This window comes from Lactiplantibacillus plajomi, from assembly GCF_005405405.1.
Classification (GTDB): domain Bacteria; phylum Bacillota; class Bacilli; order Lactobacillales; family Lactobacillaceae; genus Lactiplantibacillus; species Lactiplantibacillus plajomi.
This window is the reverse complement of sequence record NZ_BJDZ01000006.1, coordinates 115,043-126,660: the sequence shown is the minus strand read 5'-3', so window position 1 is coordinate 126,660 and position 11,618 is coordinate 115,043. Positions and strand designations below refer to the sequence as shown.

At 48.7% G+C, this 11,618-nt stretch carries 10 protein-coding genes; all 10 read right to left on the bottom strand.

Annotation, left to right across the window (positions count from 1 at the left end; all coding sequences use genetic code 11):
- Positions 1 to 626: 626 nt before the first annotated feature.
- Positions 627 to 2,126, bottom strand: coding sequence for a lysine--tRNA ligase (gene lysS, locus FFM82_RS03775; RefSeq protein ID WP_137644536.1), 1,500 nt, complete (start codon positions 2,124 to 2,126; stop codon positions 627 to 629).
- Between the two features lie 100 nt (positions 2,127 to 2,226).
- A complete protein-coding gene (dusB, locus tag FFM82_RS03770) occupies positions 2,227 to 3,240 on the bottom strand; it encodes a tRNA dihydrouridine synthase DusB (protein ID WP_170178197.1) in 1,014 nt (337 codons plus the stop codon).
- Between the two features lies 1 nt (position 3,241).
- Positions 3,242 to 4,129, bottom strand: coding sequence for an Hsp33 family molecular chaperone HslO (gene hslO, locus FFM82_RS03765; RefSeq protein ID WP_137644535.1), 888 nt, complete (start codon positions 4,127 to 4,129; stop codon positions 3,242 to 3,244).
- 89 nt (positions 4,130 to 4,218) lie between these two features.
- Positions 4,219 to 6,402 (bottom strand): ATP-dependent zinc metalloprotease FtsH, encoded by a 2,184-nt coding sequence (gene ftsH, locus FFM82_RS03760; RefSeq protein WP_137644534.1) that lies wholly within the window; start codon positions 6,400 to 6,402, stop codon positions 4,219 to 4,221.
- Positions 6,403 to 6,501: 99 nt separating this feature from the next.
- Positions 6,502 to 7,041 (bottom strand): hypoxanthine phosphoribosyltransferase, encoded by a 540-nt coding sequence (gene hpt / locus FFM82_RS03755; protein ID WP_137644533.1) that lies wholly within the window; start codon positions 7,039 to 7,041, stop codon positions 6,502 to 6,504.
- Positions 7,038 to 8,414 carry a tRNA lysidine(34) synthetase TilS gene (tilS, locus tag FFM82_RS03750; protein WP_137644532.1) on the bottom strand — a complete coding sequence of 459 codons (1,377 nt, stop codon included), beginning with the start codon at positions 8,412 to 8,414 and terminating at the stop codon, positions 7,038 to 7,040. The genes hpt and tilS overlap by 4 nt, the downstream gene beginning before the upstream one ends.
- 139 nt (positions 8,415 to 8,553) lie before the next feature.
- Entirely contained in the window at positions 8,554 to 9,075 is a 522-nt protein-coding gene (locus FFM82_RS03745) for a S1 domain-containing RNA-binding protein (protein WP_137644531.1), read from the bottom strand.
- 124 nt (positions 9,076 to 9,199) lie between these two features.
- Positions 9,200 to 9,598 (bottom strand): FtsB family cell division protein, encoded by a 399-nt coding sequence (locus FFM82_RS03740; protein ID WP_137644530.1) that lies wholly within the window; start codon positions 9,596 to 9,598, stop codon positions 9,200 to 9,202.
- A gap of 118 nt (positions 9,599 to 9,716) precedes the next feature.
- Complete coding sequence (locus FFM82_RS03735) at positions 9,717 to 9,998, bottom strand: RNA-binding S4 domain-containing protein (protein ID WP_170178196.1); 282 nt, start codon at positions 9,996 to 9,998, stop codon at positions 9,717 to 9,719.
- A gap of 2 nt (positions 9,999 to 10,000) precedes the next feature.
- Positions 10,001 to 11,605: a polysaccharide biosynthesis protein gene (locus FFM82_RS03730; protein WP_137644528.1), complete on the bottom strand. Its 1,605-nt coding sequence runs from the start codon at positions 11,603 to 11,605 to the stop codon at positions 10,001 to 10,003.
- Positions 11,606 to 11,618: the final 13 nt, after the last annotated feature.

Below are 11,618 nucleotides of genomic sequence, written 5' to 3'. Positions count from 1 at the left end.
CGTTCGTCCTGAGCCAGGATCAAACTCTCAAATTAATGATGAGTTCTAAAAAGCTCATTTAAAGTTGTTCAAAAATTTATTTGCTAGCGAATTGACTTCGCAAATGTTTGCTCTTGATTCAAGATCAAGAGACCCTACACATTTGATTCGTCGAAACTTTGTTCAGTTTTCAAAGGTCTAATTCGTAACGTTAATTCCTTAACGCAACTTAATCATCATACCAAGTCATTAACAACTTGTCAACAACTTTTTTATTAATGATTTTTACTGAAACCCACGCGCTCAACGCTTTGTGCGCCTCAACAACGTATACTAATTTACCAATTATCCCGTCGAATTGCAAGTCTTAAAACGTAAAAATAACCGGTCATTAATGCCATGTTCTGATACCATATTTTTCAACGTACGGATATTTATAAAAAGTCGACCGGGGACGGCCCTTTTTATCCGGCTACCAACCTCGAAATACCCATTTTTACTAATTTTACCCACTAATATTCAGCCAATTGTTCGGATTAAAAAAATCCAACATTTTTTTAAAACATCCAGTTTACACCTTAGCAGGGAGCAAAAAGCGGGCGTCCCGGACCATTAAAAGGCCGGGACACCCGCTCAATTTTGAAATACTACTTATCTTCTTCTGGACGCATTGTTGGGAATAACAAAACGTCACGAATTGAATCAGCATCCGTCATTAACATAACGAGCCGATCAATCCCAATTCCGAGACCCCCAGTAGGCGGCATCCCGTATTCCAACGCTTCGACGAAGTCTTCGTCAATATGTTCGGCTTCATCGTTACCAGCAGTCCGTTCCGCAGCCTGAGCTTCAAAACGTTCCCGTTGATCGATTGGATCATTCAATTCACTAAAGGCGTTCGCGTATTCGTTGCCCAAAATAAACAGTTCGAACCGGTCCGTAAAGCGTGGATCCTTTTCGTTCTTTTTAGCTAACGGCGAAATTTCTACCGGGTGACCGTAAACGAAAGTTGGTTCGTTCAAGGTATCTTCAACGAATTCTTCGAAGAAGGCGTTGATAATGTGGCCGACCTTCCAGTATGATTCGTACTTAACGTGGTGTTCATCAGCTAACTTACGTGCGTCTTCTAATGACATTGGTTGCCAGAAGTCGATTCCCGTCTTTTCCTTAATCGCATCCACCATATGAATCCGGTGGAATGGTTGGTTGAAGTCCACCTTTTGATCATGGTAAGTGACGGTGCCATCGGTCGAAACAGCTGCCGCGGCCGCCTTAAAGATGCCCTCGGTCTCATCCATCACGTCGTGGAAATCATAGTAGGCCACGTAGGTTTCCATCATCGTAAATTCAGGGTTGTGTTCACGGTCCATCCCTTCATTCCGGAAAACCCGGCCGATTTCATAGACCTTTTCCATTCCACCCACAATTAGCCGCTTTAAGTGCAATTCCAAGGCAATCCGTAAGTAAAGGTCGATGTTCAGTGCGTTATGGTGCGTAATGAACGGACGCGCCGCAGCACCACCAGCCTGGTTATGCAACATTGGCGTTTCAACTTCGGTAAAGCCCTGGCCATCTAAGTGCCGCCGAATGGCAGAAATAATCTTGGTCCGCTTCATGAAACGTTCGAAACTATCACGATTCGAAATTAAGTCCAAGTAACGTTGACGGTAAATCTGTTCAACGTTTTGTAAACCGTGGAACTTGTCAGGTAACGGACGTAAGGCCTTTGATAAGAAAGTCAGCCCGGTTACCTTGATCGTTAATTCGCCAAAGTCCGTCTTGAAGACTTCCCCGGTTACACCGAGAAAATCACCAATATCGGAACGCTTGAAGATATGGTAAGTGTCTTCACCGACCACGTCTTTTCGAATATACAGCTGCATCTTACCAGAGCGGTCCCAGAGATCGGCAAAGCCGACTTTCCCCTTACCACGCTTAGCTAACATCCGACCGGCAATTGTCGCCGTTACGTTCTTAGCATCCAAGTCGTCTTTATCCATTTCACCGTAACGGTCCGTCAAATCCTGTGCTAAATCGGTCCGTTCGAAACGGTGACCAAAGGGATCAATCCCCTCGTCACGCAGTTCTTGCATTTTTTCGCGACGAACCTTAAGTTGATCGTTCATCGTCTGTTCTTGTCGTGCCACTGATGTTCCTCCATTCCTAGTCAACGTCCGGTAAGCCGTCGCTGACCAATCACTACATGTTAATTTTTACAGTCCATTTGCAAAAATGCAAGTGAATTCTTCACTTTAGCGCTTTCGTTGCTAAATAACTTTCCGTTTGCGCCTGAAAAGTTGCTAAAATCGCTAACATCTCACTCTCACTAGTCGCTTCCATCAACGCAACCTTGGTTCGGGCTGAGCGGGGAATTCCCTTTAGGTAATAAGGGGCCTGTTCCCGAAACTCATGACAACCGCCCCGCTCGCCCTTTAACGCAACTAGCCGTTGTAAGTGTTCCCGGGCCGTTTGCATTTTTTCGCTGACACTCGGTACGGGTAACAGTTCTCCCGTCGCCAGGTAATGCGCCGTTTGCCGCAACATCCACGGGTTCCCCTCAACGGCCCGTCCGATCATCACTGCGTCCGCCCCGACTTCGGTTAACATCCGTTCAGCATCTTGCGGCGTTTGAACGTCACCGTTTCCCATCAACGGGATACTGATGGCGTCCGCCACCCGTTTTAAAACGTCCCAGTCAGCGTGACCACGATACATCTGTTGACGGGTCCGCCCGTGCATCGCAATTGCCGCGGCACCGGCCCGTTCAGCTGCTAAGGCGTTCTCAACGGCGAGCACGTGCTGGTCATCCCACCCGGTACGCATCTTCACCGTAACCGGCTTTTGTACCGCACTAGTCACCGCGGCCACCATTTCGTAAACCTTATTCGAATCTAATAACCACTTGGCGCCAGCATCAGTTTTAACGACCTTGTTCACTGGACAGCCCATGTTGATATCGATAATATCCGCACTGGTTTGCTGGTCAACAAATTGCGCGGCTCGAACCAACGTTTCCTTCGACCCGCCAAAAATTTGAATGCTCATCGGGTGTTCTTTGGGGTCCACAAACATCATCGAAAGCGTCTTTTGGTTATGGTACATGATACCACGGTCGGAGATCATCTCGCAGACAACCAGTCCCGCACCAAAATCCTTACAAATCACTCGAAAAGCGGCGTTAGTCACCCCGGCCATCGGGGCAACCACTAGGCGGTTCGGAATCACCACGTCGCCGATTCGCCACGGCGTATTCAAATCCATCCTAATCGTCACCCTTTGAACGGGTCAGCACCGTTTCAAGTTCTGATTCACTGAAATGATACTGGTTACCACAAAAATGGCACACTGCGGTTGCACCATGATCTTCATCAATCATTTCACGAACCTCGTGTTTTGGTAAAGCCATCAGCGCTTCCGCAAACCGCTCTTTAGAACAGTCACATTCGAACTTGACCGGCATCCGGTCCAAGACCTTAACGTCACCGTCAAACAACCGGTTCAAAATATCTTCCGGTGTCTGACCATCACGTAATAGTTGCGAAACCAGCGGCATGTCCTTGAGCTTAGCTTCCAAACTATCGATGGCTTCATCATCCGCGTTCGGTAGCACCTGAATCAGAAAGCCCCCGGCAACGCCGATTGTATTGTCATCGTTAACGAATACCGATAAACCAACCGCTGATGGAATTTGTTCTGACTGTGCGAGGTAATACGTAAAGTCCTCACCCAGTTCACCGGAGACTAACCCGACCGTCCCGGTAAACGGATCACCGATACCCTGGTCCTTAGTGACCGCTAAAAAGCCCTCGGTCCCAACGGCTCCCTTAACATCAATCTTATGCTTATCATTTAACGGTAAGTGAATATGCGGATGCTGCAAGTAACCCTTCACGGTCCCGTTCGCATTGCCATCGACAACGATCCCGCCGACCGGTCCGTTCCCGTTGATCTTAACGGTCATCCGTTCGTCACCCTTCAGGACGGACGAAGCCAGTAGTAACGTTCCGACTAAACTACGACCGAGCGCTGCGGAAGCCGCACTCCAGGTATCATGCTTTCGTTGTGCAGTTGCAACAACTTCGGTTGCGTCCACCGCGTAGGCCCGAAACATCTCGTTACCCGCCACACTCTTTACTAAATAATCTGCCATTGAAATTCTCCCATCTCACATTTAATAGTCTGCCATATCATACCGCAGAAAAAGAGCTGAGACAAAGTCCCAGCTCCTTAACAATCATTTTAAACTTGGTGATCATCATCATCGGAAGTCGGCACTGCACTATCCGCACCGTCACTTGCCGCTGAACTAGCTGAATCATCAGTACTCGATGAAGCCGAATCCGCTTGTGATTCACTTGGGAAAGTTGGTTCTTCACTGGCCGGCGCCGTTGACGCTGGTTGATCCGAATCGGCCGCCGCACTTGACTTCAAGTCAGCTTGCTTTTCCGCTTCCCGCCGTTCTAATTCACGTTTAGATTCTTCGAACGTTGCCGCTTTTTCACTTGGAAATTCGCTAGCGCTGTCCTTTTCTGGCATCTTACCAGTCTTGAACAGACTAATAATCTGCTTTTCATCCAGCGTTTCGTACTTCAGCAACGCTTCCGCGATCACTTTATGTTGTTCGCGGTGCGCCTGAATGATGTCGGTAGCCGTTTGGTGTGCTTCGCTAGCCAAACGCCGAACTTCGTCATCAATTAGTTGCGCTGTATGTTGTGAAAAGGCGTTAGCGCCCATCCCTTGTTGGTAAGCAGCTTGCTGGTTGGCATTTTCTAATTCGACCGGTCCAAGCTTTTCACTCATCCCGTACTGGGTCACCATCGCCCGGGCGATTTGAGTGGCCTGTTCAAAGTCATTAGAAGCACCGGATGATTGGGAATCGAAGATAATTTCTTCGGCGGCCCGACCACCCATTAAACCAGCCATTTGTTCCTTAGCATCGCGCTTCGACATTAACATCTGGTCTTCACGCGGTAACATGATGGCGTACCCGCCAGCACGACCCCGTGGTACGATGGTAACTTTATGCACGACCCGCGCATCGTTCAAGACCAACCCAACAATCGTATGGCCGGCTTCGTGGTACGCAACGGTTTCCCGCTCGCGCTTACTAATCGACCGATCGTGCTTAGCTGGTCCGGCGATAACCCGGTCTTCCGCCTCGTCTAAGTCAGAAGCTTCCACTTGTTTCTTATTGCGCCGGGCTGCCAGTAAGGCCGCTTCGTTCAATAAGTTTTCAAGGTCGGCCCCGACGAATCCAGGCGTTTGCTTAGCAATTTCTTTCAAATCAACGTCCGCTGCTAACGGCTTGTTCTTGGCGTGAACCTTCAAAATGGCTTCACGACCCTTGACGTCCGGACGGCCAACCAGAATCTTCCGGTCAAACCGACCCGGCCGTAGCAAGGCGGGGTCCAACACGTCGGAACGGTTCGTCGCAGCCATCACGATGACCCCTTCGTTACCCGTGAACCCGTCCATTTCAACCAGTAATTGGTTCAAGGTTTGTTCACGTTCGTCGTGGCCACCGCCCATGCCGTTACCACGTTGACGCCCAACGGCATCGATTTCATCAATAAAGATAATCGACGGTGCGTTCTTCTTGGCCTGTTCGAACAAATCGCGGACCCGGGAAGCCCCAACCCCAACGAACATTTCAACGAAATCAGAACCCGAAATCGAGAAGAACGGCACGCCGGCTTCACCGGCAACCGCTTTGGCCAGTAACGTTTTACCAGTACCAGGAGGCCCCTCGAGCAGTACCCCAGATGGAATCCGGGCACCCAGCGAGACGAATTTCCGCGGATCTTTCAAGAACTCGACAACTTCGACTAATTCTTGCTTTTCCTCTTCTTCACCGGCAACGTCGGAGAAACGAACCTTGTTTTGCTTACTATCGGCTGGTTTAGCCTTGGTCTTCCCAAAGTTCATAACCCGGTTGTTACCGCCACCCTGACCTGCTTGTCCCATCATCATGTAGAATAGGAATACAAACAGAATCAACGGTGCAATGTACATTAACAACGTGACCCAGATACCGCTAGATTCTTCGGCTTTCGCCGTCAAATTAACGTTGTGTTTGGCTGCTAACTTGGAAACCTGCTCAACCGTGGCGTTGTTTTCCAACATCGTTGTTGAAAACGACGTGGTCTTCGTCGCCGAACTCTTCATCCCTAACGCGTTAGAGGAAGAAGCGGTCCGGGCTTTACGGTATGAACCGGTAACCTTGTAGACGCCACCACTTGGCTGGATATTAACGTTCTTAACGTTATTTTTATCCAATTGTTTGACAAATTCGCTATAGCGAATATTTTGAGTCTGTGAGCTGGAATTACCACCAAAGAAAAAGTAGATAATTCCCATCAAGCTTAAGAAGAGCAAAATATAAAATAAGCTATTACGAAAGAGTCCATTTCGTCGATTGTTCATATGTGCCTCCTTCATCGAAACTTTTATATATTATTAAAAGCGTGGTGCTATTCTTCGATAGTCTAAATAATAGCACATTTGACTTTCATTGACCAATCTTTAATGCTGGTAAATTTCAGGTTTTAAAATTCCAACGTATGGTAAGTTACGGTAGCGTTCTGCGTAGTCCAAACCGTAACCAACAACGAATTCATTCGGGACTTCAAAACCAATGTAGTCCGCTTTAATGTCGACTAGCCGCCCAGCTGGTTTGTCCAGTAACGTGCAGACCTTAACCGAATTAACGTCGCGTCCCTTCAATAAGTCGATCAAAAACTTCAACGTGCGACCAGTATCAATAATGTCTTCAATAACTAAAACGTCACGGCCAGTCACGTCAGCATCCAAGTCCTTAGTTAGCTGGACCTGGCCACTCGAAATGGTCTCGTTACCGTAACTTGATAAATTGATAAAATCAATGTCCGCGTAAATATCCATTTCGCGCATCACGTCGGTCGTAAATAAGATGGCACCTTTGAGCACACAAATAATCAGCGGGTTCTTCCCCGCGTAATCCGTCGTTAACTGTTTTCCTAACTTCTGTGCAACCTGATGGATATCCTCGCGACTATAAAGCACTCGTTCAATGTCGTTGTTCATCGTTTCAGATGTACTCCTTTCAACTCCCGTGGTTTTGAGGCCAAAAATACTGTCTGGGTGCCAAACTCACGTTTACGATAGGTAAACTTGTGACCCACGACCCATAACACGTCACCGGTCGCGTTGACCAACACCATGACCTGGTGACGAGCCGCACGCGGCACCTTGTGATTAATCAAAATTCGCCGTACGGATTGATGGCCACCACCCCGCAGCGTTACCCGATCATCCGGTTGCCACGGTCGCCAACTAAGCGGCCAGTCATTTGCAGCCAACCGGAACGGCTGCGCCGCAAATCCTGGTGGTGACGCAAAAACCCCCACGGTTTGTCCCGCAGTAATTTTCTGCCATTGGTTTAAGTCTACCATAATTTTTTCAGCGGGCATTAACTTTTTAACCCTTTTTTTATGGGGAGAAACGTCAATCATATCAACCGTCTTCACTAAATCGAAGTCAGCATCTAATTGCCGCCGGCCGGTCGGTTGATTTGTGTTGACTAACCACCGCTGCCAGGGCGCAAGTTTCGCCAAACTGTACAATTGCCCGGTCCGCTGCTGCAGCCACTCCCTAAAAACCGGCGCCTGCCACAACGTCGGCAGCGCCGCCCATGCTTGAAGCTGCAACTTGGTATTACTAGTCAGTACCGTTGGTAATAACTGCGCCACCATCTGCTTTTGGGCTGCTAGTAACGTTGCCAATTGCCGTTCATAACCAGCAACGTGACCTAAGAATTCGGGATTAACGGTGGTCAGTTCCGGAACAACCCGGTGGCGAATCCGGTTACGCGTGAAGCTAACATCTTGATTGGTCGCATCTTCAAAGAATCGTACTCGCTGCCGGTCAGCGTACGCGTACAAGGCTGCTTTAGGCCAAGTTAATAACGGGCGGACTAGTTGTCCAACCGTAAACGGTCGCTGGCCAGCGATACCCGTTAACTGAGCCAAGTCACCGCCGCGCGCAAGTTTCATTAAAAAGGTTTCCGCCTGATCGTTGGCGTGGTGCGCCGTTAGTAACGCTACCGCTCCGCTTGCACGCATGACATCGGCAAAAAATTGGTAGCGAAACTTCCGGCCGGCCGCTTCGACCCCGGTTTGAGGGTGCTGCGCTTGCGGCCAACGGGTTACACGTAGCGTCAGGTCGTGATCGTCACAATACCGTTGTAAATAAGCCGCTTCAGCATCACTTTCAGCTCGCAACTGATGATTAACGTGAGCTACAACTAATTGTGGCCGCTGTTGAGTGGGAAGTCGCTGTAATAAGGTTAATAACACCATCGAGTCGACCCCGGTTGAAATGGCGACGACTACCGTCTTCGTTGGATCAAGCAAGCCGGCTGCGGCCAGCTGGCGGTTAAATTGTTGCACGGGCGTCACCGGTCAACACCTCCAAACTTTAAACTTAACAGAAAACGGGAAAGGTCATCATAACCCTTCCCGTTTTAATTGACTGACCGCGTAAAAATTCCGTGGTCATATTAGCACTAAATTAATGGCAATATCGCCCTAGCCTGGATTAACTCCGGCGACCGCCGCGACCCCCACGTTTACCTTCAGTATTACGCTTTAAGGTGGCGAGTCGGTCTTCACTTTCTTTCAAGAAACCAGACATTAACGAATCAAAGTCCTGTTTCTTGTTTTCATGTTGGCGGGATTGGTAACGGCCACCGCCGTTACCACCGCGCGAATGAAAGTTATTAGTACGTTCGCGATGGTTACCGTTGTTTTGGTGTTCGTTCCGACCATGACTATTGCCCTGGTGGGAATTGTGGTGGTCATTATGGCCGTGTTCTCCGTGCGGATGGTCAACCGCTTTGCGAATGGACAGGCCAATCTTACCGTCGTTACCAACCGATAAAACTTTGACCGTGACTTCATCGCCAACACTCAAAACATCGTGGATATCTTTAACAAAGCCATCGGAAACTTCACTGATGTGAACCAGCCCCGTTTGATTATTACCCAGGTTCACGAACGCACCAAAATTCGTGATTCCAGATACCTTACCAGTGACTTTCGTACCTACTTCAATTGCCATAAAAAAAGTTGTTCCTCCTATGAAATAATGGTTTTAGTATAGCATATTTTGTGAAACATTGATTTAAACATTTTTTCAACGAACAAAAAGTGGTCTACTCACTAAAAGCAGACCTGAGCCTTGACTAGTTAGCAGTTACGTCAGCAGCGTTGTCATTTGGTAAACTATAGACCGTTTCGCCACTCTTCGTATAATCATACTTTGACCGCAATAATTTTTGTAAATAATCTTTATTATTGAGCTGTTTGATCTGCGTTTCTAGCTGACTATTTTTTTGTTGTGCCCGTTTTAATTTGACCTGACTGGTCGCAACTTCCCGGTTCACTTGGTGCAAATCTACCCGTGTGTTAATCAGTTGATAACCTAAAAGTAGCATTAACGCACCAAAGAAAGCCACGATAACGACGAACCGACGCCGCCGCACCCGGCTGATCCGCTGGCGCTGATTTTGCTGGTCGTTCGCTACTTGACGCGCATAGTCATTATTTAACTGTTGAACTTTATTCCGGGAACCGTTCGTCATGTCGGTGCAGTCCTTTCAAATTGGGTTGCCTAAATTATAACAACTTCAACCGCCGGTGTAAACGACATCATTACGTTGAGCTCAACGTTTGTGCCCATTTTTATCGACCGAAGTCGGCTTAATCACTAAACGGTTGCCGATAATCCGTCTTGTAATCTTCGCTAACGATGTCGTACATCAATTCAGCATCGTTCTTCTTGGTCGTTTCCAGCAACTGGTTAACCTTGACCGTCAACGTTTTGTTACCAAAGCCGATGATCAATTCATCCCCAACGCTAACGTTGGTGGAAGACTTCGCCACCTTACCGTTAATCTGAATCCGACCCTTATCCGCAATTTCTTTAGCGACTGAACGCCGCTTAATAATCCGTGAAACTTTCAAAAATTTATCTAACCGCATACTCATGAGCGATGTTCCTTTCTTTTTGCAACTGCTTTAATTAAGCGTCGTCCATACGGCAGCACGAGCCACTCGCGAATCGCAAACAACCGACCGGCGACGGCGCCACCAACGAATACAACAACGCCAACGGCAACCCCGACTAGCGCTACGATACCGGCAATCCCACGGTTGTCCGCCATGGCCGGTCCAACTAGCGCCCGAATCTCGTGACTGCTGAGGAGGACGACCAGTCCCATGGCCGCACTAATCGCCAACAGTTTAGTTATAAACCCGCTTTCCAGTAAAACCCGTTGCAAGTCTTCGGGTGACCCGAGCCACATAATGCCAAACATCACGGCCAGACTCATCGCCGTCACCAGACTAGCGCCGTTGATTCCGTAATGAATCACCAAGGTGTAGTTCAGCGCTAGCTTCGTCACCAGTCCGGCAATAATCCCAATAATCATGGCACCGTACTGGTTCAAGCTTTGCAACACACTCGTATAAGTCGTAATCAACGCCGCAAAGACAATACTAAGCGCGTAGACCCGCAGTGCCGTGGTCCCTTCCAACGACCCGAACAACAGGCGGTTAATCGACGGCATCAAAACCACCAACCCAACCGTTGCCGCCATTGACAGTGCGAGACTGACCCGCACCATTGCCTGGGTCTGGCGTTTAAACTCAATAAACTGACGTTTGGCTAACGCGTTGGTCAACGCCGGTAGTAAGGTGGCCGAAAACGAGGTCGCCACGACCAGTCCTAGTTGAACCAGTGGCTGACCACGATCGTAGACCCCCTTTAACGACTTAGCAATTTCTGGGAGTTGGCCTTGCGCCAACAACCCCTTCATAACGGTGAATGAATCAATTAGCTGGAGCAAGATCACCACCGCCGCAACTAGGCAGAGCGTTCCACCTTCCACAATAAACCGCTTGATCAACTTGCGGTAACTCGGCAGTGGTCGCGTTGCTACTGGAGCTGGCGCTAATAAGTGTTTTAATCCGAAATTCGTAAAAACGAGAGATGAACAAATCGCGGCAAACGCCGCGGAACTCATTGCCCAAGTCCCCATGTGGTAATCATCCCAAACCCGGTGAATACTGAAATAGGCGGCCAGGATAATGATGGCGACCCGCACGACCTGTTCAATCAATTGTGAGACCGCGGTCGGTCCCATCAGGAATTGCCCTTGATAAAAGCCACGGCCGGTTGCCAGCCACGGCATGAAAATAAACATCCACGCCACCGAACTAATAATCGGTGCTAAGCGAACGTCACCCATCCGCGTCGCGATCCAGCCGGCCCCAAGTTGTAGCCCCAGAAAAATTAGCAATGACAGTCCGCTTAAAATGTGAAAGGCCCGGCGCGTGACCAGTGACTTACTCGTCGCGTCCGGTTGTTCAGCAACTAGTTTTGAAATGAAGTTCGGAAAGCCGTTCAGTGCGAACGTCATCCCGATGCCATAAATCGGGTAAATTTGTTGGTAAACGTAAAAACCGGTGTTACCAACCATATTTTGCAGTGGAATCCGGTATACCGCACTCAAAATCTTGGCCACTAACGACGAAATCGAGAGAATTAGGGCACCCCGGAACACAGTGTTCAGGTGATCTTTTGGCATAGCAAATCCCTTC